A 21,251-nucleotide genomic window follows, 5' to 3' on the forward strand; every position below is an offset into this window, starting at 1 on the left:
CGAGGTGTCGACCAACGAAGCGCTGAGGAACGGCTGGTGCGTAGGGCGTCGGAGGCCTGCTCCCGGGTCAGCCCCGCAGGGTGGCGATGGCCTTCTCGATGCGCCGCCGGCGCGTCTCGGGCATCTTCGCGCTCTCGACGGCACGCACGTGCTCGCGCTTGCGGCTGTACGTGAGGTGGTCGTACGCGGCGCGGGCGACCGGGTCGTCGTCCAGGGCCCGGGCGAAATCCTCCGGCTCGACGACGACGCGCGGCTCGGTGTCGAGCTCCAACTCGACCTCGACCTCCTCGCCGATCTCGACACCCGCGGCCTGCCGGTTGGCGTGGCTGAGGCCGATCAGGTGGCGGCCGCGCAGGAAGGCGACCCGGCTCTTCCAGGAATGCCCGTTGAGCGTGATCGTCACCGGTGGCCGCGAGCCCTCGCCGAGAGCTTCCACCACCTCGGGCGGAACCAGCAGGCCCCGCATGGGCTCGGGCGGCTCGACGTGGGACAGAAACTTCATGATCTACCTCTGATCTTGCGAGAGTGCCCCGGCCTTTAGGCCCGGGAGGATGTCAACTCCTGTTGTTCTGCCGGCTCGCCGCGGATCCGGCCCGCCCGGCTCCGGTGGCCGCTCCCGCTTCCCGCACGGCCCATCGCCGTGTCCGGGACGGCTGTGAGGCAGGGAACCGCGGCTACTCGGCGTAGGGCTGGTCGGTTCCCTGGGCGCTGAAGCCGAGACTCCAGACGTAGCCGTCCGGGTCGGCGAAGGTGCCGCCGTACCCGCCCCACGGCAGAGCGCCGGCGGGCTTGAGGACCGTGGCGCCGGCCTTCGCGGCCTCCGCCATGATCTCGTCGACCCGTGCCTCGCTGCGGACGACGTAGGTCAGGACCAGTCCGCTGAAGCCGCTGCCCTCATGGTCCGTGCCCACCTGGTCGGCCAGTCCTTCGCGGCTGTAGAAGCCGACGGGCGAGGCGCCGTCCGATTCGAAGAACACCGAGATGCCGTAGTCACTCTGGACCTTCCAGCCGAGCCCCTCGGTGTAGAACTGCTTGGCCCGGTCCATGTCCCGAACGCCGAGAAGGATCGAGCTGACGTGTGCCTTCATGTCGTACTCCTTGAGCTGTAGAGGTATACCTGTCGGACATCCGGGCCGGGGCCCGGCTGTCACAGGGACAAAGGTCAGGACGGTGTGGGGGCGGCAGCCTCCCAGACGAACCCGTCCAGGTCGGTGAAGGCGTCGGCGGTGCTGCCGAGGACGATGCGGTGCGAGCCCGTGCCGTCGGCGGGGACGCCGACCTCCTTGGCCAGGGCGCGGCGCTTGTACAGCGCCATTTTGACGGGGTGGGACTGACCGGGGGCGAACTCGACGTACATGCTGCCGACGCTCTTGGTCACGGTCATGCCCCGGCCGACGTAGAACTGCTTGGTGGCCCTCACCGCCTCGACGCCGATCAGCAGGACGACCTCGTCGATCTCGCGGGTGTCGGGGCCGGTGTCCTTCTTCGCCGAGGTCGCGATCTTCCAGATCGTCCCGTCCGGGGCCTGGAGGACGCCGCTGTAGCCCCACAGCGACTTCGCGGCGGGCTTCAGGACCGTGGCGCCGGCGTCCACGGCGGCACCGATGAAGCCGTCGACGGTGGCCGGCCCGGACACCGTGAGCGCCAGGGTGAAGCCGCGGAATCCGGTGGAGTGCGCCTGGGACGCCCGCAGGTGCAGGTACGTGTCCACGCCGAAGGCGCTGTAGAAGTGCCGGGCGGCCTCGAGGTCGGCCACCTCAAGGGTGACGGCCGCGATGGACGTGGTAACTGGGGTGGAAGTGGTGGTTGCCATGACCATCACCGTAGGGGCCGTGCGGCGGCCGGGGCTTCTCGATTCCTGACCGGTCTTGAGACCTGCTTCGCCACGCACGCCGGCATCCCCTCCACCTTGATCGCCGACCCGGCATCGCGGGGGGCACCCGCAGCATCGGCATGGTCGGCCGCCGCTTCCGCCGCCTGGCGCCGGAAGGCCCCGGGCGGCATGCCGACCAGCTCGGTGAAGCGGGTGGTGAACGTGCCCAGCGACGCGCAGCCGACCGCGAAGCAGACCTCGGTGACGCTGACGTCGCCCCGCCGCAGCAGCGCTGTCGCCCGCTCGATGCGACGCGTCATCAGGTACGCGTACGGCGACTCACCGTAGGCGGCCCGGAACTGCCGACTCAGGTGCCCGGCGGACACGTCCACATCACGGGCGAGCGCCTCCACGTCCAGTGGCTGCGCGTATTCCCTGTCGATCCGGTCGCGGACGCGGCGCAGCCGCGCGAGATCAGCCAGGCGCTGCGCCTGGATGCGTGCACGCCGCCATTCAGGCTTGCACATGAGAACCCTCTCCTTCGTCTTTCGTCTTCGTTTTCCTTCGACGTGTCGGGGTGCCCACTCTGGTGCGCCGCCGCGTTCCTTATGGGCGGTGGCGATGTCGGCCCGCACGGCTGCATCGGTACCCGCACTGCTCAGCGAAGCTCCTGGATGCGGACCAGGTTGCCCGCTGGGTCGCGGAAGGCGCAGTCGCGGATGCCGTACGGCTGCTCGGTCGGCTCCTGGACGACCTCGGTGTCACCGGCCTGCACCTTCTCGAACGCGGCGTCGACGTCCGGGGTGGCCAGCAGGATCCATCCGTAGGTGCCCTTGGCCATCATCTCCGTGATCATGCGGCGCTCGTCCTCGGTGATGCCGGGATCGGCGGCAGGCGGTGTCAGCAGGATCGAGGTGCCCGGCTGACCGGCCGGGCCTACCGTGATCCAGCGCATCCTGCCCTGGCCGACATCGCTGCGGACCTCGAAACCGAGGACGTCGCGATAGAAGGCGAGCGAAGCGTCCGGGTCGTCATGCGGCAGAGAAGCCGTGTGAATGGTGATGTCCATGGCGAGCAGGCTAGAGGCGGCTCCGTGAACCGAGCTTCTCGATTCCTGACCGATCCGGACACGCCCGGACGTTCGCGAGCATGTCACGCGGAGCGCACTCGCTCCCCGCGACAGAGCCGTTGCTGAGTCCGTAGTCAGGTCTCAGCATTCCGGGCATTTCGGCCCGGAAGGTCCGTCACATCACCAAAGCGTCAGGGCTTCGGCTTGAGTACGGTCTCCCGTTTCCGTCTGCTGCTGCTGCTGCGGCAGGGTTGCGCCACCTGCCCGCCCCGTCCCTGCCTTGCGACGGGGGCGGGTGGTGCGGGTCTTGTGGTCGGCTCCACGAGGCTTCGACACCTTGGGGGTGTCCAGGTCTCCGGCCACTCCGGTACCTGTTGCTGCGATTGCCGCGAGGGCGGCGAGGTTGCGGGCTGCGTTGTCGTCCCGGTCGATGACCAGGCCACAGGCGTCGCATTCGTAGGTCCGGATGTGCAGCGGCAGTTTGGCTTTCACCGCGCCGCACCCGGAGCAGGTCTTGGAGGAGGGGAACCAGCGGTCGGCCGCGATGATGCGGGTGGCGTGGCGCTGGCGGGTCTTGTAGGTGAGCCGGCGGCGGATCTCGCCGAATCCGGCGTCGGCGATGTGCCGGGCCAGGCGCCGGTTCTTCATCATGCCGGCGACGTTGAGGTCCTCGATCACGACGGTGCCGTACTCGCCAGCGACGCTTGTGGTGAGCTTGTGCAGGGCGTGCGCGCGGAGGTTCGCGACCCGGTGGTGCACGCGGTTGCGCTGGGCGTTGGCTTTTTCCCACCTGCGGGAGGCCTTCCGCCCGGTGCGGCGGTCGGGGCCCCGGCGCCGGGAGACGGTGCGGGAGGCCCGGCGCAGCTGCTTCAGCGCGGTGCTCAGGTGCCGCGGGTTGGGGACCTCACGGATCTCGCCTGCACTGTCGGCCATGACGGCCAGGGTCTTGATACCGAGGTCGATGCCGACCGCGACGTCGGGGCGTGCGACGCGGCGGATGTCCCGCGCGGTCTCGACCTGGAAGGCGACGAGCCAGCGTCCGCGTTCGTGGCGGACGGTCGCGGACAGGATCCGCGCCCTGCCGGCCTGGACGCGGTGCAGGAGCTTGGCGGTGGGCTCGTGGACGCGGAGGGTTCCGAGCCTCGGCAGGGTGACGTGCCGGCCGTCGGCGTCGAGGCGGATGGTGCCGGTGGTGAACCGGCAGGACAGGCGTGTCTTGTGCTTCGACTTGAACCGGGGCATCCCGAGCTGCTTGCCCCGCCGCTTGCCCTGCTTGGACTTGGCGTAGTTGTCGAACGCGGCCGACGCGTTCGCCAGACCGGTGGAGTACGCCTCCTTGGAGTTCTCCTCCCACCAGGAGGCGAACCGGGGGTCCGTGTGCTTGGCGGCGTTGAACTCCTTGCGCAGCGATGGCAGCGACCACGGCCGCCACTCGGTCAGCGTGCCCTCGGGGACGCCGTATGTCTCCTCGGCCCGGCGCTGCCACCAGGACGCGGTCACCCAGCCGACAGCCCAGTTGTACGCCGCGCGCGCCGCACCGCAGTGCGAGCGCAACGCGTGCTCCTGGGCGGCGTTCGGGTCCAGCGCGAAGCGGTACGCCTGCACCACGAACCCGGGCTGCGGCCGGAACTTCTTCACTCGGCGGCCTCGCCGGTCGCCACGGCCACAGCGCGGGCGGCCCGGGTCTTCGCCGCCCGCTGCCCGTACAGGCGGGCGCACATCGAGGTGAGCACCTCGGTGACGTCCCGCACCAGGTCGTCCGCGGTCTCGGCAGGGTCGAGGACGACCATGCGCCGGCCGGACGCCGACAGCGCGGCCTCCAGGTGCTCGACACCGAACCGGGCCAGCCGGTCACGGTGCTCAACCACGATCACAGCCGTACCCGGGTCGGCAAGAAGCCGGTGCAACTTGCGGCGGCGCCCGTTCAACCCCGACCCGACCTCGGCCACGACCTCCGCGACAGCCAGGCCCAGTCCATTCGCGCCGGACACCACCCGCGCAGCCTGCCGATCCAGGTCGGCCCTCTGATCGGCTGACGACACACGGCAGTACGCCACCACGCGCCCGGACGACGGGGCGGCAACCTCGTCGACCAACCACGTCCCGGACGGCGCCTGACGGACCGGCACGGCCATCTTCCCGTCCCTCACCCACCGCCATGCGGTCTGGTAGCTCACGCCCTGCTGACGCGCCCACTCCGACAGCCTCACAAAACCAAGCTACGTGAGATGCCTGACCAGAGACGACTATGAATGATTAGGAAATCCATGGCAGTTGTCGCCCCCGAGGCCCCGTCAGCCGCTCTCCAGGGGCAGCTCCTCGGACTCCCCGCCGCCTAGGTCCCGCGCGGCTGCAACTCCACGGTGGTGCCCCGCCCCGCGGACCGGCCCCAGGGACACGAGATGTGCGGCTGCCGGCGGCCGTCCCCCCGCCGTCCTGGGAACCCGGCGCACGCCCGGCGGAGTTTCTCGGGGCGGGCCCGCCTCCGGTGTTCGCGGGCTTCGGCAGCTTCGTCGCGGGCGGTCCCGAGCACCCGTCCGCGCTCCTGGTGAAGGCCTTCCGTACCGCTGGCGGCCGCGATCCGTGAGGCCCTCGTGATCCCGCCTTCCCGTCCCCGCGCACCGGCCGACAGGACGGCCTCGCGGCCGTCCTGTCGGCCTCTGGGGAGTGCCTAGCTCCAGGCGGCGCCCGCGGGCTCCTGGACGGTGGCGTTCAGCCGGTTGAAGAAGTTCGTCGTCGCGATCATGAGGATGATCGCGGCGAGCTGCTGCTCCGTGAAATGGTCGGCGGCCTCGTCCCAGACCGCGTCCGGCACGGCCTGCCCGCTGTGGTCGGCCAGCCGGGTGGCGGCCTCGGTCAGTGCCAGGGCGGCGCGCTCGGCGTCCGAGAAGAACGGCGCCTCGCGCCAGGCAGCGACGGCGTGCAGGCGCTCGTCGGTCTCCCCGGCCTTCTTGGCGCCCGTGACGCCGGCGTGGACACAGGAGCTGCAGCCGTTGATCTGGCTCGCGCGCAGGTGCACCAGGTCCAGCGTGTGTTGGTCGACCCCGCCCTGGTGAATGGCCTTGTAGAGGTTCTGAATGCCCTTCATGGCGTCCGGCAGAACCTTGGCGGCGTTCGTCATACGAGCCTTCATCGGGTGCTCCCTCAGTGGTGTTCTTCGTTCTTCCGTCCGTCACAACACTGACGGATCCCGCCCTACGGGGGGGACCGGCGAACGAGGCAAACCTTTCGAGCGGCGGCACGCCCCCTCCAGTGACCAGCGGCGATTAGGGAGCCTCATGCGCGTCTGTATCACTGCTTGAGCGAGCCTCATGCGTGCCTGTGCCACCGCTCCAAGGAACCTCATGCGTTCCTGTGCGACCGCACAGCTGACGGGTGGCAGGTCCAACAGTGCGATTTCACCCCGACGTTCCCCTATCGCGGCACCCGGTCGTACGTGCTGCTCGACGGGATCGGCAGCAGCGGCGAGGTGCGCGACCGGGCCCGGGCCACCGCCCGCCGCCTCGTCCGCGCCGCCGCCAAGGAGGGCGCGGAGCGGGGCCTGCGCGCGGTGCACTCCGCGATCGCGGCCGCCCCCAGGGCATCCAGGTCTCCACGTTCCGCCGCGAGCCCTGACTGCACACCGTCCGCCTGACGCGCCGTCCGTACCCGCGCCCGGCCGTCCGTCCGTGCATCCGTGGGTGGCCGGGGCGCCGGCGCATCACCTCGGCAGGAGACCGCTGACCACCTGGCCCGTCGGCTCCGCGGCCGCCATCCTTCTCGTCCGACCGCCCCGCCCCCATCCTCCCCGCGCCGCCCCGGGCCCCTTCCCGGGCTGAGCTCCCGCATAGCGCGCCCCCTGCTCGACCGCATAAGGCTGAGGTCAGGAATTCGGCCGGAAACGGACCGCCATCGGGCGAGGGAATCCGAGTTCAAGCCAACTCCAGGGACGCTCCACCAGGACTCCATCCCTCTGGTGAAGAACCTTTGTGTACCCAGTTCCGTACGAGCCCCCGCTCCACGGCTCCTGACCCTCGGTGAGCGTCACATGACGATCCAGACCCCGGCACCATCCCCCACAGAAACGGTTCCACCGCCCGTTCCTTCCCCCACCGTTGTGAGCCGATACGCTGCCTTCGTCGCCGGCCGGCGCTCCAAGTGGGTCGTGCTTGTGCTGTGGTTCCTGCTCATGGGTATCGGTGGCTCGCTGGCCGCCGGCCTGGCAGACGTACAGGACAACGACCCTGAGGCATGGCTGCCGTCGAGCGCCCAGTCGACCAAGGCGGTGCAGCTCGCGGAGCAGTACTTCGCCGACAAGGACTCCAGCACCGCAGTCGTCGTCTACGCCCGCGAGGGAGGCCTCACCCAGGCCGACCTGTCCCGGATCGACGGCGATCGTGCCCGGCTCGCCGACAAGGTGGCCATCGGCAAGGTCTCCCCTGCCGTGGTCTCCGAGGACAAGGTCGCGGCCTTCGTGAGCGTTCCGCTGCGCACCTCGCCCAGCGACAACAAGGTGCTCACCGACAAGGTGACCGAAGCCGGCAAGCTCACCTCCGACGGCGCCCCCGCTGGTCTCGACATCAAGATCACCGGCGAGGCCGGGAGCATCGCCGACTTCGCCGAGGTCTACTCCGGCATGGACGGCGCGCTGCTGGGTGTCGCGCTCGGCGTGGTGGCGCTGCTGCTGCTCGTGACCTACCGCAGCCCGGTGCTGTGGCTGATTCCGCTGATCACCGTGGGGCTGGCCAGCCAGGTGGCGAGCGGCGTGGTCTACCTCCTCGCCAAGCATGCGGGGCTGATGGTCAACGGTCAGAGCGCCTACGTACTCATGGTGCTCTCGGTAGGCGTGGGCACCGACTACGCCCTGCTGCTCATCTCCCGCTACCGGGAAGAGCTGCACCGGCACGAAGACCGCCACACGGCGATGTCGCTGGCCGTGCACGGCTCGCTGCCGGCCCTGGCCGCCTCCGCCGCGACGGTGACGATCGCGTCGCTGTGCCTGGTGTTCGGCAGCATGAACAGCACCCAGGGTCTGGGACCGGTCGTCGCCATCGGTGTGGTCCTGGTGTTCTTCGCCATGACCTCGCTGCTGCCGGCGCTGCTGGTGATCCTGGGCCGCTGGGTGTTCTGGCCCGTGAAGCCGCGCGTCACTGCGGGATACGACCCGAACTCGGCGCAGGGGCACGGCACCTGGGCAAAGATCGCCGAGGCCGTGGGACGGCGCCCGCGCGCGGTGTGGATCGGCACGGCGCTGGTGCTGGGCGTCATGGCGCTGGGCATCGCCGGCGTACAGACCGGCCAGACGCAGGCGGAGCAGTTCACCGGCAAGGTCGACTCGGTCACCGGCCAGCAGGTTCTGGCCAAGCACTTCCCCGCAGGCTCGTCTGCTCCTGCGGATGTGTACGTCCGCGACGCCGGGGCCGAATCCGCGACGGCCGTCGTCGCCAAGGTGCCCGGTGTGTCCTCCGTCAGCGCCCAGGTGGCCAAGGGCGGCTGGACGCACCTGACAGCAGTGCTCCGCGACGCTCCGGACTCCGCGGCCGCCAAGGACACCGTCCGGGACATCAGGACGGCGCTGGACGGATCGACCGGGCCGGCAGCCGACGCGGTCGTCGGGGGCCAGAGCGCGGTGGCGCTCGACGTCTCCGAGGCGCAGGGTGACGAGGAGACGCTGCTGATCCCGCTGATCCTCGCGGTGGTGCTGGTGATGCTCTTCATCCTGCTGCGGGCGAGCATCGCATCCGCGGTGCTGCTCGGGTCCGTGGTGCTGTCGTTCGCGGCGGCCGTCGGCACGGCCTCGCTGCTGTTCCACGCACTCGACCACGCGAAGATCGACCGCGGGCTGGTGCTGTTCGGCTTCATCTTCCTCGTCGCGCTGGGCGTCGACTACACCATCTTCCTGATGACACGCGCAAAGGAAGAGGTGCGGCTGCGCGGGCACCGCGAGGGAATCCTCACCGCGGTAACGGTGACCGGCGGTGTCATCACGTCGGCGGGTGTGGTGCTGGCTGCCACGTTCTGCGTCCTTGCGGCCATCCCCACGGTGAGCGCACTGCAGCAGGGGCTGCTCGTAGCGGTCGGCATCCTCCTCGACACGTTCCTGGTACGCAGTCTGCTGGTTCCGGCGCTGGCCCTGGACCTGGGGCCGCGCTTCTGGCGGCCGGGCCTGACGCCACAGGAGACGGCGCCGCACGAGTCCGCGAAGAGCCGGGCCGAAGCGCCGTCCACCGTCTGAGTTTGCGGTGTGACGTCGCGGGTCACTCGACGAGCTGATCCGCGGTTCTTCCCGGGACGACGCAGGCGGCCGTTCCTCACGCTTCGAGGTGTCGACCAACGAAGCGCTGAGGAACGGCCGCTGCGTTTGTGTGCCCCTTCCCCTGACCTGACGCGACGGCCTGCTCGTCTGCTTGACATCCTCCCCCTCTTAAAAGTAGGGGGATTCCAACCGAGGTGGGTTGGGGTTCACGGACGCTCGACCGCTGTTCGGGCGGTGTCGTCCCTCCGGAACCGGCTGAGCGCCGGGGGCGGGGGATCCCGCCCTGTCCTGCCGCGACGTTGATGGCTGCGTTGGTGTCCGCGTTGCAGGTGAAGCCGCAGAAGGAGCAGACGAACTCGGCTTGGCTCTTGCGCGAGTTCTTGTCGATCCATCCGCAGGCACTGCATCGCAGGCTGGTGTAGGGGGCGGGGACGTCTTCGACCCGGCCCAGGGCCTTGTGCCCGGTGCGTTGGCGCAGCAGGCCCCAGCCCTGCGCGAGGATGGCCCGGTTCAGCCCGGCTTTCTGCCTGACCTGCTTGCCGGGCTGCTCGGTGGTTCCGCTGGCCGAGCGGGTCATGTTCTTGATGTTCAGCTTCTCGAACCGCACCAGACGGTAGGTGCGGGCCAGCATCGTGCTGGTCTTCTCGCACCAGTCCTTGCGCCGGTCGGCGTCCTGGAGCAACTGGTCGCCGACGGCACCACGGTCCTGCTGACCACCCAGTACCTGGAAGAGGCCGACCACCTGGCCGATCACCTCGTGGTGCTGGACCGCGGCAGCGTCATCGCGCAGGGCACCCCGGCGCAGCTCAAGGTCGATCTCGGCTGGGCCACGGCCGTGGCCCAGCCGACACCTACCGCAGCGGCCGGGTCCTGCTCGCGGGTGACGCCGCCCACGACACGCCCCCGCTCGCCGGCTGGGGAGTGAGCACGGGCATCCAGGACGCGGCCAACCTCGGCTGGAAGCCGGCCGCCGTGGCGAACGGCACGGCCCCCGACAGCCTGCTCGACACCTACCACGCCGAACGGCACCCGCTCGGCGAGCAGTTGATGCGCAACACGCACGCCGCGACCATGTTCTACCTCAGCGGTCCCGAGATGGACCCGCTGCGCGCACTCGTGCGCGAACTGGTCACCGACGGCTCCGCCGCGGGGCACTTCGCGGGCATGGTGAGCGGACTCGGCGTCCGCTACGACATGGGACCCGGCACCGCCGGACCGCTGGGCCTGAGGCTGAACCCGGACCGTGAACTGGAACGGGCCGACGGCACCCGGGTTCGGGTGGCCGAACTGCTGCGCCCGGCACGGGGGGTGCTCATCGGCGCCGACGGCTCCGCCGCGGCCCCCGAGCCGGCCGCCGCCTGGGCGGACCGGGTTGACACCTTCACCGGCAGCTGGCCAAGGAGTCCGCCACGGACGGTTCCCTGCTGATCAGGCCCGACGGGCACATCGCCTGGGCCGCGCACGGCGGGGGAGACCTCGCCCAGGCACTCGGCCGATGGTTCGGTCCGGCCCGCAGCGCCGCGAAGGTCTAGTCCCGCTCCGGCGCCCTGCGGGGCGCCGGAGCACCGATTTCAGGAAACGGCAGGGACACCTTGCCCTCAAAGAAGGAGACAAGGCAGCGATGACCTCCCCCATTCTGGTCACCGGTGGCACGGGCGACCTAGGACGGCACGTCGTGCCGCTGCTGCACGCCGCGGGCCGCGACGTCCGGGTTCTGAGCCGCCACCTCCACGACAACAGTGAAGGCATCGAGCACTACGCGGTCGACCTCAACAACAGCGACAGGCTCCAGGACACCATCCGCGGCGTCGACACCATCCTGCACCTGGCGGGCGGCCCCAAGGGCGACGACAAGATCACCCAGAACCTGGTCCGCGCGGCGAAGAAGGCCGGCGGCGTCCAGCACATCGTGCACATCTCGGTCATCGGCACGTACACCATGCCGCTCGGATGGTTCCGGGTCCAGCTGGAGGCCGAGAAGGCCATCACCGAATCCGGCATCCCGTGGACCATGCTGCGTGCCGCCCAGTTCCACGACATTGTCTGGTCCATGGCCGAGAAGATGTCGAAGATGCCGGTCGTGCCCGTCCCCGGTCTGCAGTTCCAGCCGGTCGACTCGCGTGAGGTGGCGGCCCGTCTCGTGGAGCTGACGCTCGGCCGGCCCGCCGGGCTGGTCCCCGCACTGGCCGCTGGGCGACCTGCTGCGCAGCTACCTGCACTCCCAGGGCAAGTGGCGTCCGCTGATGCCCATGCGGATGCCCGGCAAGGCGGGCAACGCCTACCGCGCGGGCGAGAACCTGGCACTGAAGAACAACGACATCGGCAAGCGCACCTGGGAGGCGTTCGTCGCCGAGCGCTCGGCGGCCTGAGCGCCTGCCCGTATCCCAAACGCCGCTGCCGGGGCTCCCAAGAGCCCCGGCAGCGGCGTTCATCCGCAGGTGCAGACGGGCTCAGCGCGGCTCCAGCTCCTTGACGAGCGCCCGCTCCACCGGTGTGAGCGGCACCTCCCAGCACAGCCGCTCCGGGTGTCCGGGCACGGGGTCCTCCAGCCGCAGGAACCGCTCCGGGTGTTCGGGATCCACCCCCGTGTAGTAGCTGCCGTATGCCTTCAAGGCGCTGTACACCTCACTCAGGCAACGGCGGGCAAATGAACGCATCATGTCCGACCTCACTTCAGGGCCGTGGTGACGGGCCGTTCAGCCCACCTTCCGGGGGTGCGGCCGAGAAACACTGGACAGCCGCCTCAAGCACGGTCGAGAACCGCTCCACCGCCGTCCGTGCCCGCCTCGGCCCGCAACCGGCTTCCGCCGGTGTCCCGCCCGGGCAGGCCCTTACCCGTCGGCTGACGGCGCGGCCGGTGGCCAGGCGCGGACCAGCCGCGCGCAACCGCACGCCGGACGGCCCGGACCACCCGGCGGGCCCTGCCGCGCCACGCTTGCGGCGACGCCGGGCGAGCTCCCCGGACGGGCCGGCCGGAGCCGCCCGGGAAGCGTTCAACTGCGTTCCCGCGTCCGCAGTCGCACGCGGCACGTGCCGGTTAGATCGAAAACACGCCGAAAAGGCCGCCGACCCGCCGAAGAGAGGACGCCTTGACTTCCTCTCCCTCCTGAGGGAGGGGGATTCCTAGGGCTCGCCCTGTGGGGTTTCCTGGTTCGTCGCCGACTGCCCGCCCGGAGTGCTCCGTTGAGGTCTTACGCCAGCTCCACAGGCTGTCACCGCCAGCTTGGCGGCCAGCAGGTTCTTCGCCGCGTTCACGTCCCGGCCGTGGACCGTGCCGCAGCCGCATGTCCAGGTGCGGACATTCAACGGCATCCGCTCCTGGAGGGTGCCGCAGGCGGAGCACAGCCTGGAGGAGGGGAACCACCGGTCGACGGCGATCACCCCACGTCCGTACCACCGGGGTCCGGGCGGGGTGCCCGGTCCTTTAGGGCCGGGGTGAATGCCCGCTCCCGCGTAGCGGGGCAGGGGCGGCCGTTATGCCTCCTGGGCAGAACGGCGTTCACCATCCGCGACGGCGCGGCGTACGAGCGATACGAGCCATGAGTTCAGGGAGCGGTCGTCGGCCTCGGCGGCGGTCTTGGCCTGCTCGTGCAGATCGTCGGGGAGTCTCAGGTTCACATGCTTCATGGGACCATGATGAAGCTAGAATGGTCCCATGTCACGTTTCCGTATGTACCCGATGCCGCGGCAGGAGCAGCAGATGTTGCTGCACTGTGCGCACGCCCGGTACGTGTGGAACCTGGCGGTCGAGCAGCACGCGCACTGGTATCCGGGCCGCAGGGCGGCGCCGGGTTTCGCCGGGTAGTGCCGTCAGCTCACCGAGGCCCGGCGCGAGAGCGAGTGGCTCGGCAGTGGGAACGCGGATGTTCAGCAGCAGGCGCTGAAGGATTTCGCCCGGGCCAAGAGTGCCCGCTTTATGTCAGGGTTCGGTGAGCCGACCTGGCGCAAGAAGTACCGGCACGAGGGCTTTCGTGTCATCGGCACCGACCGGGTGGGGGAGTTGGCCGAGGACGGCTCGCCGAAGCTGAACGCGAAGACCGGCAGGCAGGTCATGGGCCGGTCCGTGGTGGTGCACCAGCTGAACCGGCGGGGGGCTCGGGTCAAGGTGCCCGGCTGCGGCTGGGTCCGCTTCCGCCTCACCCGGACCGACCTGCCCGCCGCGAAGACGTTCCGTGTCACCTTGCGCAACGGCCGGTGGCACATCGCCTTCGCGGTCGTCCCCGCACCGGTCGCCGCACCGCCCGGTACGGGCGAGGTCATCGGTGTCGACCGGGGCGTGACCATCACCGCCGCCCTCTCCGACGGGCGGAAGCTGAACTGCCCGCAGCTCACCGTGAAGGAACGCGCGCAGGTCCGCAAACACCAGCGACGTGCCGCACGCGCCTTGAAGGAAAGCGAGCGCAAGAGCGCCGAGTACGCCAAGGCCGCCCGTATCAAGGCCCGTGAGGCCGACCGGCGCAAGGACTGGTGCGAGAAGACCAGCACGATGCTGGCCCGCACCTACCGTCTGGTGCGGTTCGAGAAGCTGAACATCAAGAACATGACCCGCTCGGCCAGCGGAACCACCGAGCAGCCCGGCAAGCAGGTCAGGCAGAAAGCCGGGCTGAACCGGGCCATCCTCGCGCAGGGCTGGGGCCTGCTGCGCCAACGCACCGGGCACAAGGCCCTGGGCCGGGTCGAAGACGTCCCCGCCCCCTACACCAGCCTGCGATGCAGTGTCTGCGGTTGGATCGACAAGAACTCGCGCAAGAGCCAAGCCGAGTTCGTCTGCTCCTTCTGCGGCTTCACCTGCAACGCGGACACCAACGCAGCCATCAACGTCGCGGCAGGACAGGGCGGGATTCCCCGCCCCCGGCGCTCAGCCGGTTCCGGAGGGACGACACCGCCCGAACAGCGGTCGAGCGTCCGTGAACCCCAACCCACCTCGGTTGGAATCCCCCTCTTTTAAGAGGGGGAGGATGTCAAGGAGGAGTTCAGATGACCGCGGGAGCACGCCACCCCGCACGCCGTCCGCGCACCGCGTCCAGCCGCCGCCGGTCGAGCGGCGACGCGCGGCGGTCCAGCCGGGCCGCGAGCAGCCGCGCCGCCCGATCGTACTCGCCTCCCGCGATCAGGGCGTGCAGCAGGGTCTCCTCCACCACCTCCTGCTGGGCCTTGCTGGCACCGGTGCGCGCCAGCAGGGGAAGCAGCGGCGGAAGCTGCCGTACCGCCTGCCGCCAGTCCTCCCGGACGACGGCCGACAGTGCGTCGCACAGCGGAGCGACCACCAGCGCGAACACCGCCTGGTGGTGGGCCAGCGCGTGGGCCCGTAACTGCCCGAGGGCGTCGAGGTTCCCGGCCGCGGCGAGGGCCAGCGCGCTGTGCAGGGCTGCGAAGCTCGTCGCCGGTGCGTCCAGCCAGTGCTGTGGAGCGGCGTGCAGCAGTTCGGCGACGGGCAGATCGCCACTCCAGCTGTCCGTCATGCGCGCCCGCCACAGCATCGAGGCGGAGTCGACCAGCAGTCGGCCCCCGCTCACCTGGCAGGCGATGAGTTCCCGGCGGTAGCGGCGCAGCAGTGCGGGCCGGTTGTCGAGGGACAGCTCGTGCAGGGCGGCGTGCCAGGAGACGTGGGAACGGTGACCCGCTCCGTCTCCGTGCCGGCGTAGCCACTCGTCCAGCCAGGCCAGGCCGGCACGGTGCTCGCCGGTCTCGTAGTACACGTGGGCCCGGGCGTGGACGGCGTGCCCTGCACGGGGCTGTGCGGCGAGTGCCCGGGAGGCCAGGGTCTCGGCCTCTTCCCAGCGCTCCTGTTCCTGCCGGACGAAGGCCAGTTGCCCCAGATACCACCAGTCGTCCCCGTAGGTTCCCGACAGCCCCTCGACCAGTGCCCATGCCTCCTCGGCGTGGGTCACACCGTTGAAGGAGACGGTCGGTACAGCCGCGCTGACCGCCAGTGCGTCCCGGGGATGGTCGGCGATGTGGCTCAACAGGGCTGCTTTGCCCCGCTCCTCGGTACCGGTCAGGCAGGCGTCCACCGCGGCGACCAGGCTGCGTTCGCGGTCGTTTGCCCGTACGGCTGCGGCCCGTCGGGCGGACGTGAGCGCCGGGGGCGTCTGCCCGGCGCCTCCGGGCTCGTGGCTGAGCAGTGCCAGAGCCGCGTGGCCGACGGCGAAGTCCGGGTCGACGGCGACGGCTTCGGTCAGCAGTTCCTCGGCGCCGAGGCTGCCCGCCAGGATGCGTTTCAGGGCCCGGTCGTACAGCTCCGCTGCCTCGGGCGACGTGCTCAGGCGCTGCCCGTAGTGGTCGGTCGGTGCGGGGGTACGGCGGTCGGTGAGCACGTCCAGCAGGTTGCCGGCGACCTCGGCGGCCTGTGCGCGGATCTCCGGAACGGCGGTGGTCTCCAGCAGGTTCCCGCGCCGCGCGGCCCCGATCGTCCACAGCCGCAGGGCCGGGGCGCCGGCCGCGGGCACCAGCCGCCCGTCGCCGGCGGTGTCCAGCCCCAGACCGGCGGGGCCGGTGCGGCCGTATCCGCGTTCCAGTACGGAGCGCACCAGGGGATCCATCGTGGCGCGCGGGCCCGTCCGAGCGCCGGTGCAGTTGACCACCGCACCGACCCGCAGCCGTGTGCCGTCGCTGAGGGCGACCTCCACCGCGCCGTCGACCGGCACGGCACCGGCCACCTTCCCGGCGCCGGTTCGCAGCAGGCCCGACGTCAGCAGTCCGCGGAGCGTGGCCGCGGTCGCGGGTGCCATGCGGTGGCGGTGCACCTCCCAGGTCCGCAGGTCCTCGTCGAGGAAGCGGGCCCGGTCGGCCGCGGGCAGTTGCTGCCACAGCGCCGCCGTCAACGGGCGCAGCCCGTCCAGGGCGGGGCGCCAGTCCCCGCAGGCGCGTCGGGTGGCGGACAGGTGCCGTCGCACGCTGCGGCGCAGCGCGTCGAGACCGCGTGTACCGTCCAGGTCCGGCGGCGCCTCGGCCGGCGGGGCCGCGGAGGGCAGGTGCTCCTGGGGAAGGAGCCCGTGGCGGGACACCGCGTACACCACACGGTCCGGGCGGGCCAGCGTGGCGGCCAGGTCGACCATGGTCAGACCGGTGCCGACGAGCAGGACGTCCCCCTTCCCGGCGGGGCCCTCGAGAGCGCCCGGCGCCCAGGGGTCGGCGACGAAGCGCCCGGATTCCCTGAGTTCGGCGCCGGCCCAGTCCTGTGCCGGGGCGAGGCTGCCCAGCGCCAGTACGGCCGCGTCCACCCGCAGCTCACCGCCGCCGGCGAGCCGCAGAGCCGGCCCGGATCCCTGCTCGCGTACGGCGACGACTTCGTCCCGCACCCGGTGCAGGCGGGCGTGCCCGCAGGCGTCGGCGGTGCGCTCGACGATGTCGGTCAGGTACTGCCCGTACACCTGGCGGGGGACGAAGTCACCGGGCGCGGCGTGCGGGTTCCGGTCCGTCAGCCAGCGCAGGAAGTGCCCGGGGTCGTCGGGGAAGGCACTCATGCGGCCGGCGGGCACGTTGAGGAGATGGCGCGGATCGGACGTGCCGTAGGCGACACCCGGCCCGGTTCGCCCGGCCGGGTCGATCAGCCATATCCCGACCGTTTGGCCGAGCCTGTCGGCCTGCCGCATCAGCTGGACCGCCGTGAGCGACCCCGCCGCGCCGGCTCCGACGACTGCGACGCGGCGCATCAGAGCCGACTTCCCGCGCCCGTGGCGTCGTCCGTGCGGACGCCGGTGAAGCCCCCGCCCGCCGTGCCGCCGGCCGGGGCGGTCGCGGGGCCGTCCCCCGTCTTCTCGCAGGGGGTCGTGCTGCCGTCACGGGAAACGACCTTGCGCATATGCACTCCTCACGCCGAACGGAGGTCTCTCACCCCCACCCGGAGGCATCTTTGGGCACCTCGCTCGACCACGGGTCGAGGAACGGTCGCGAGGCAGGTGAACCCCGGTCATACGCAACTCCGTATCCGCAAGAGGGGGGAGAGGAGGTCCCGGCCTGCGGGCCGCGGTGGGGCAGCAGCCGGGACGGGACGGCGGAAAGTTCGCCAACGGCCGGAGACGGCATCTGATCGTTGATCAGGACGGCCTGTCGGTCGACCTGCTCGTCACCCCCCGCCGACGTCCAGGAATGCGCCGCCGCCCGCGTCCTGCTCACCCGGCTCCATGCCGCCCACCCGACAACGCACTCGCGGAGTCGTCCAACGCAACGTTCAAACGCGAAACACTGCAGGGCGCCAAGGCAGGGCTTCGGCGTAGTCGCGTGATGCCCGGTTTGTGATCATCCGAGGCCGAGGAGCATGAGCGGGCGATGAGGGTTACGGGCGTTGTGGCGGAGGCCGGCCGCGATGTTCTTCGCTCCGGCTGTTCGGAGGGCTCCGATGGCGAGGTTGCGCCAGGTGGCCATGGCGCGGGGCGTGTTGCCGGTGCGCACTTGTGAGGCGTCCTCGGCGAAGGTGGTGTCGCGGACGTGGTGCAGGGCTTCGATCTTCCAGTGGTCCCGGACGAGTTGGGCGAACTCGGCCGGGGTGGCCTGCTCGGCGGTCAGGCTGGTGACGGCGTAGACGGTCTTGATGGTGGTCCTGCCGGTCTTGCGGTCGGTGCGTCGGCGCTTGATCTGGACGGCCTGGCGGGCTCCGGGGAAACGGAGGCTGTTCACGGTGGCGACCTTGATGCGGCGGATCTCCGAGCGCCCGTGGCCGATGCCCCGGGTGCGGCCCTGAAGCGGGATGTCCTTCCAGGGAAGGGACTTGAGCTGTCTTCGGAGCTTCTTCTGGTTGCCCTTGACGATTGAGGTGCTGCAGGCGCTCGGTCAGTTGGCGCTGATCGGCGAGATTCTGCTGTCGACGTTCGCGAGACTCTATTGCTGAGCGGGCTGTTGTCTAGCTTTCCGATGATCGGGAACTTATAGATTTCGACACCGGGGAAGCTCACCCCGTGCACCGTCACCGTAATCATCTCGGGAGAGATGTTGAGGGCGCTCGGGGCGGTATTGAAAGCTTGCGTGCTCTCATAGATGAGCCGGTTGTTCGCAGCCGCCTATTTCTTCAGCTGTTCGTCGAGCCACTTGGGTAGCCAACCCTTCTGGGTCGGCTACAAGGCCGCTATTTCTGCTTCACGTTGAAGTATTTTGCCCCGGCCTGTGAGGTCAGCCACTGTGCCTCCATGCTTCTCACGCGGTGTTGTACGGCGCTAGGCTCACGACATGGACACCCTGATTGTTCAGTCAATCCTGCTCACTGTGGCGGCAGGATGCCTTGTGTTCGGGCTCTACTGGCCGTGGGCGCTTTGGACGCTGAAACGACGTGGGGAGCTGGCGGAGGTGGTGCGGCGCGGCGAGAGCTGGGCCGGGGGAAGTTTCAGCTACATGCTCATATTCGTGGATCACGAGGGTGAATTCCAGGCGATCAGCGCCTCGACCATTATTCGCGAAGGAAAGAAGGTCCCCCTGACGCGATGGGACGAAGTTCAAGTGATCTACGATAGACGGAGACCTGCCAGGGCGAGGGTTCATCCCATTGACTGGAGCGAGGTCGGCCTACTGATTTACGGAATCATTCCAGCTGTGATCCTGATCGTGGTCGCACTGAATCTCTGAACGCCCGCCATCATCCGCTCAGGGTTTCGGGGTAGTCGTCTGACGTCCGGTTCGTGGTGGCCTGCCAGCTCCGGTGGGGCGGGAAATAGTACAGGCACGCCTTCCAAGATCATGGAGTTCTATACGCCCCGTGATCCGAGTGGAAGATCATGCCTGCCGACACATCATCGCTGATTTCGCCTGCCCTTGACCAACTCCGGGAGCATCCCGAGGTCGTATCAGAGGAGGTCCCGGGCCTGCTGGAGCGGCTGGCCGAGGTGCCGGACCCGCGTGATTCGCGCGGGGTGCGTCATCATCTGGCTGTCGTGCTCGCACTCACCGCGTGTGCTGTGCTGGCCGGAGCAACCTCGCTGCTGGCGGTTGGCGAGTGGATCGCCGATGCCCCGCCGCGCGTGCTGGAGCGGGTCGGCGCCCGCACCGATCCGCTCCAGCCCCGGCGGGTCCTGCCCTCCGAGACAACGGTCCGTCGACTGCTGGGCCGCATCGACGCCGACGCGCTGGACCGGGCCGTCGGACACTGGCTCGCGGACCGATGCCCGAAGCCGGCCGGGCTGCGCGGCCTCGCGGTGGACGGCAAGAGCCTGCGGGGCGCGGCCAGGGCGAAGGGCCGGAAGATCCACCTGCTCGCCGCACTCGACCACACCACCGGCCTGGTCCTGGCTCAACTGGACGTCGGGGAGAGGACCAACGAGATCACCTGCTTCCAGCCCATGCTGGACAGCGTCGCCGACCTGACAGGAACCGTCGTTACCAGCGACGCGATGCACACCCAGCACGAGCACGCCGCATACCTCCTCGCCCGCGCAGCCCACTACATCGCGATCGTCAAGGGCAACCAGAAGAAGCTCCGAAGACAGCTCAAGTCCCTTCCCTGGAAGGACATCCCGCTTCAGGGCCGCACCCGGGGCATCGGCCACGGGCGCTCGGAGATCCGCCGCATCAAGGTCGCCACCGTGAACAGCCTCCGTTTCCCCGGAGCCCGCCAGGCCGTCCAGATCAAGCGCCGACGCACCGACCGCAAGACCGGCAGGACCACCATCAAGACCGTCTACGCCGTCACCAGCCTGACCGCCGAGCAGGCCACCCCGGCCGAGTTCGCCCAACTCGTCCGGGACCACTGGAAGATCGAAGCCCTGCACCACGTCCGCGACACCACCTTCGCCGAGGACGCCTCACAAGTGCGCACCGGCAACACGCCCCGCGCCATGGCCACCTGGCGCAACCTCGCCATCGGAGCCCTCCGAACAGCCGGAGCGAAGAACATCGCGGCCGGCCTCCGCCACAACGCCCGTAACCCTCATCGCCCGCTCATGCTCCTCGGCCTCGGATGATCACAAACCGGGCATCACGCGACTACGCCGAAGCCCTGGGCGCCAAGGGCTGGACCAGCGAGCGCGAGGCCCGCCCGGCGGCGTTCCGGTGGCTTCATCGCTACAACACCCGGCGGCGTCACTCCCGACCCGGACAACACAGTCCCATCGGCTACGAGAAGGCACTCGCCGCAACTTCAACTAGAACTGTCCGGCCGATCAAGAAACAGATCGATCCAGCTGGCCTACCTGGGGTGCGATTGTGGACGCATGAGCGATCTCAAGGTGCCGCCACCCCCGCCCAGTCGTGAGGAGGCGGCTGCTCGATGGCAAGCACTGGCCGCGGGTGAGGTGATCCGTGAGGCCGTCCATTCATGGGCAGCCTCATGGGTAGAAGACGAGGTAGAACGCGGTTTCGCTCCTTTGGTCTTCGGGGCCCTGCAGTATCTGCATGGTTTCGACCTGTGCCAGGATCCGAATCGTCCGGGAGTCGTCTGGCACGGCATATCGGACGAGGGCAAATGGATTCATTCGCTCGACGACATCGCCAGTGGACTGGCCCGTTGGCAGGCGAGATGCGAACCCCACGACGCGGATCCGCTGGCCTGGCCACAGACGGAAGACGAACGTCTGAGAGCCCTCATCCAGGCCAGGGAGGCCGAAGACGGACAGGGGTAACCTGCCGCGACCGGGCCTTACGAGCGAATCCAGAGGGCCAGGGCGGCTGCTGTGACGGTGCCGAGGAACACATGGCCACGCTTGTCGTAACGCGTTGCCACGGCCCGGTAGTTCTTCAACTTGTCGATAGCCCGCTCGACGGTGTTGCGCTTTCCACCTCGGATACATACCCGGCTGGGAACACGAGGGCGGCCGGCGCCTGTCCTGGGGCACTGGCGAGGACGAGAACCTCCGCCACGGACACGTTTGTTCGCCTGCCGTTCTCGATGTTAGAGATGACTGTCCGCGGGATGTTCGCACCAAGAGCTGCGCACCTGTCCGAGACTGCGGGGACCGTTTCGCCGCGGCGGCACGCTCGGACGTCTGGCGCCGGTCCCGCTGCCTGCGCACCTTCGACGTCTCGCCGGGACCGACGCCCACTGCCGTCAGCCCGGCCGAGGTGACGGCGTCGAGCAGATCCGGTCAGCAGGCCACCTGCACCTCGTGCCCGGCCGTCCGCAGCGACCACGCGAGCGGCACCAGGTTGAACACATGCGCCTTCCAGGGAAACGGCACGACGAGAACTCGCACAACGCACTCCTTTCAAAT

21 protein-coding genes and 4 pseudogenes are annotated in these 21,251 nt (G+C 69.7%); 9 read left to right on the forward strand and 16 right to left on the reverse strand.

The features are described from left to right. Positions 1–67 precede the first annotated feature (67 nt). The 8 genes from OG485_RS43225 to OG485_RS43260 all read right to left on the reverse strand — a co-directional run bounded on the left by OG485_RS43225 (position 68) and on the right by OG485_RS43260 (position 6,015). Entirely contained in the window at positions 68–502 is a 435-nt protein-coding gene (locus OG485_RS43225; RefSeq protein WP_326782981.1) for a YdeI/OmpD-associated family protein, read from the reverse strand. Between the two features lie 172 nt (positions 503–674). Then, positions 675–1,088, reverse strand: coding sequence for a VOC family protein (locus OG485_RS43230; RefSeq protein WP_328663377.1), 414 nt, complete (start codon positions 1,086–1,088; stop codon positions 675–677). Between the two features lie 74 nt (positions 1,089–1,162). After that, positions 1,163–1,819, reverse strand: a complete 657-nt coding sequence (locus tag OG485_RS43235; RefSeq protein ID WP_328663375.1) for a glyoxalase — start codon at positions 1,817–1,819, stop codon at positions 1,163–1,165. Continuing rightward, positions 1,819–2,340 carry a helix-turn-helix transcriptional regulator gene (locus OG485_RS43240; protein ID WP_328674201.1) on the reverse strand — a complete coding sequence of 174 codons (522 nt, stop codon included), beginning with the start codon at positions 2,338–2,340 and terminating at the stop codon, positions 1,819–1,821. Before OG485_RS43240 ends, OG485_RS43235 begins: the two co-directional genes overlap by 1 nt. A 131-nt stretch (positions 2,341–2,471) precedes the next feature. Continuing rightward, on the reverse strand, positions 2,472–2,882 hold the full coding sequence (locus OG485_RS43245; protein WP_328663373.1) for a VOC family protein: 411 nt from the start codon (positions 2,880–2,882) through the stop codon (positions 2,472–2,474). Positions 2,883–3,062: 180 nt separating this feature from the next. Beyond that, positions 3,063–4,520, reverse strand: coding sequence for an IS607 family element RNA-guided endonuclease TnpB (tnpB, locus tag OG485_RS43250; RefSeq protein ID WP_328663370.1), 1,458 nt, complete (start codon positions 4,518–4,520; stop codon positions 3,063–3,065). Further along, positions 4,517–5,092, reverse strand: coding sequence for an IS607 family transposase (locus OG485_RS43255; protein WP_328663368.1), 576 nt, complete (start codon positions 5,090–5,092; stop codon positions 4,517–4,519). The genes tnpB and OG485_RS43255 overlap by 4 nt, the downstream gene beginning before the upstream one ends. Positions 5,093–5,553: 461 nt before the next feature. Continuing rightward, positions 5,554–6,015, reverse strand: coding sequence for a carboxymuconolactone decarboxylase family protein (locus OG485_RS43260; protein WP_326782977.1), 462 nt, complete (start codon positions 6,013–6,015; stop codon positions 5,554–5,556). A 165-nt stretch (positions 6,016–6,180) separates the two neighbouring features. On the opposite strand from OG485_RS43260, the gene OG485_RS43265 reads away from it, so the two are divergent. Together OG485_RS43265 and OG485_RS43270 are read left to right on the forward strand one after the other, a co-directional pair. Then, positions 6,181–6,516: a hypothetical protein gene (locus tag OG485_RS43265; RefSeq protein ID WP_328663366.1), complete on the forward strand. Its 336-nt coding sequence runs from the start codon at positions 6,181–6,183 to the stop codon at positions 6,514–6,516. A gap of 462 nt (positions 6,517–6,978) precedes the next feature. Then, complete coding sequence (locus OG485_RS43270) at positions 6,979–9,096, forward strand: MMPL family transporter (protein WP_328663364.1); 2,118 nt, start codon at positions 6,979–6,981, stop codon at positions 9,094–9,096. A 76-nt stretch (positions 9,097–9,172) separates the two neighbouring features. Here OG485_RS43270 and OG485_RS43275 read toward each other — a convergent pair whose 3' ends face one another. Next, positions 9,173–9,871: an RNA-guided endonuclease InsQ/TnpB family protein gene (locus OG485_RS43275; protein ID WP_443048885.1), complete on the reverse strand. Its 699-nt coding sequence runs from the start codon at positions 9,869–9,871 to the stop codon at positions 9,173–9,175. A gap of 68 nt (positions 9,872–9,939) precedes the next feature. Between OG485_RS43275 and OG485_RS43285 the strand changes: the two are divergent. Beyond that, positions 9,940–10,649 (forward strand): annotated as a pseudogene (locus OG485_RS43285) (FAD-dependent monooxygenase). Between the two features lie 143 nt (positions 10,650–10,792). Beyond that, the gene (locus tag OG485_RS43290; protein ID WP_328663359.1) at positions 10,793–11,590 is read left to right on the forward strand and encodes an SDR family oxidoreductase; all 798 of its coding nucleotides are present in this window, start codon (positions 10,793–10,795) and stop codon (positions 11,588–11,590) included. Here OG485_RS43290 and OG485_RS43295 read toward each other — a convergent pair. The 3 genes and pseudogenes from OG485_RS43295 to OG485_RS43305 form a co-directional block, all read right to left on the reverse strand. Beyond that, positions 11,568–11,741 carry a DUF6059 family protein gene (locus OG485_RS43295; protein WP_326782971.1) on the reverse strand — a complete coding sequence of 58 codons (174 nt, stop codon included), beginning with the start codon at positions 11,739–11,741 and terminating at the stop codon, positions 11,568–11,570. The two genes, OG485_RS43290 and OG485_RS43295, sit on opposite strands and share 23 nt — an antisense overlap. 499 nt (positions 11,742–12,240) lie before the next feature. Further along, positions 12,241–12,513: pseudogene (locus OG485_RS43300) on the reverse strand (zinc ribbon domain-containing protein); the annotation flags it as partial. Positions 12,514–12,591: 78 nt separating this feature from the next. Further along, positions 12,592–12,744, reverse strand: a complete 153-nt coding sequence (locus OG485_RS43305; protein ID WP_328663354.1) for a YlcI/YnfO family protein — start codon at positions 12,742–12,744, stop codon at positions 12,592–12,594. Between the two features lie 28 nt (positions 12,745–12,772). On the opposite strand from OG485_RS43305, the gene OG485_RS43310 reads away from it, so the two are divergent. Both OG485_RS43310 and OG485_RS43315 read left to right on the forward strand, forming a co-directional pair. After that, positions 12,773–12,922, forward strand: coding sequence for a helix-turn-helix domain-containing protein (locus tag OG485_RS43310; protein ID WP_328663352.1), 150 nt, complete (start codon positions 12,773–12,775; stop codon positions 12,920–12,922). Between the two features lie 69 nt (positions 12,923–12,991). Beyond that, positions 12,992–14,065 (forward strand): annotated as a pseudogene (locus tag OG485_RS43315) (RNA-guided endonuclease InsQ/TnpB family protein); the annotation flags it as partial. 25 nt (positions 14,066–14,090) lie between these two features. Here OG485_RS43315 and OG485_RS43320 read toward each other — a convergent pair. The 3 genes from OG485_RS43320 to OG485_RS43330 form a co-directional block, all read right to left on the reverse strand. Then, positions 14,091–16,772 carry an FAD/NAD(P)-binding protein gene (locus OG485_RS43320; protein ID WP_328663351.1) on the reverse strand — a complete coding sequence of 894 codons (2,682 nt, stop codon included), beginning with the start codon at positions 16,770–16,772 and terminating at the stop codon, positions 14,091–14,093. Further along, on the reverse strand, positions 16,772–16,921 hold the full coding sequence (locus OG485_RS43325; RefSeq protein ID WP_328663349.1) for a hypothetical protein: 150 nt from the start codon (positions 16,919–16,921) through the stop codon (positions 16,772–16,774). Before OG485_RS43325 ends, OG485_RS43320 begins: the two co-directional genes overlap by 1 nt. Before the next feature lie 437 nt (positions 16,922–17,358). Then, positions 17,359–17,868 (reverse strand): ISAs1 family transposase, encoded by a 510-nt coding sequence (locus tag OG485_RS43330; protein WP_328674200.1) that lies wholly within the window; start codon positions 17,866–17,868, stop codon positions 17,359–17,361. 414 nt (positions 17,869–18,282) lie between these two features. Between OG485_RS43330 and OG485_RS43335 the strand changes: the two genes are divergently transcribed. From OG485_RS43335 to OG485_RS43345, 3 genes are all read left to right on the forward strand, one after another. Next, positions 18,283–18,675: a hypothetical protein gene (locus OG485_RS43335; RefSeq protein WP_328663347.1), complete on the forward strand. Its 393-nt coding sequence runs from the start codon at positions 18,283–18,285 to the stop codon at positions 18,673–18,675. A 149-nt stretch (positions 18,676–18,824) separates the two neighbouring features. Next, entirely contained in the window at positions 18,825–20,006 is a 1,182-nt protein-coding gene (locus OG485_RS43340; protein ID WP_328663345.1) for an ISAs1 family transposase, read from the forward strand. Positions 20,007–20,255: 249 nt separating this feature from the next. Next, on the forward strand, positions 20,256–20,663 hold the full coding sequence (locus tag OG485_RS43345; RefSeq protein ID WP_328663343.1) for a hypothetical protein: 408 nt from the start codon (positions 20,256–20,258) through the stop codon (positions 20,661–20,663). A gap of 17 nt (positions 20,664–20,680) precedes the next feature. On the opposite strand, the pseudogene OG485_RS44185 reads toward OG485_RS43345, so the two are convergent. Continuing rightward, positions 20,681–20,929: pseudogene (locus tag OG485_RS44185) on the reverse strand (hypothetical protein); the annotation flags it as partial. Positions 20,930–21,251: the final 322 nt, after the last annotated feature.

The sequence above is a fragment of the Streptomyces sp. NBC_00328 genome, assembly GCF_036139655.1.
Taxonomy (GTDB): Bacteria; Actinomycetota; Actinomycetes; order Streptomycetales; family Streptomycetaceae; genus Streptomyces.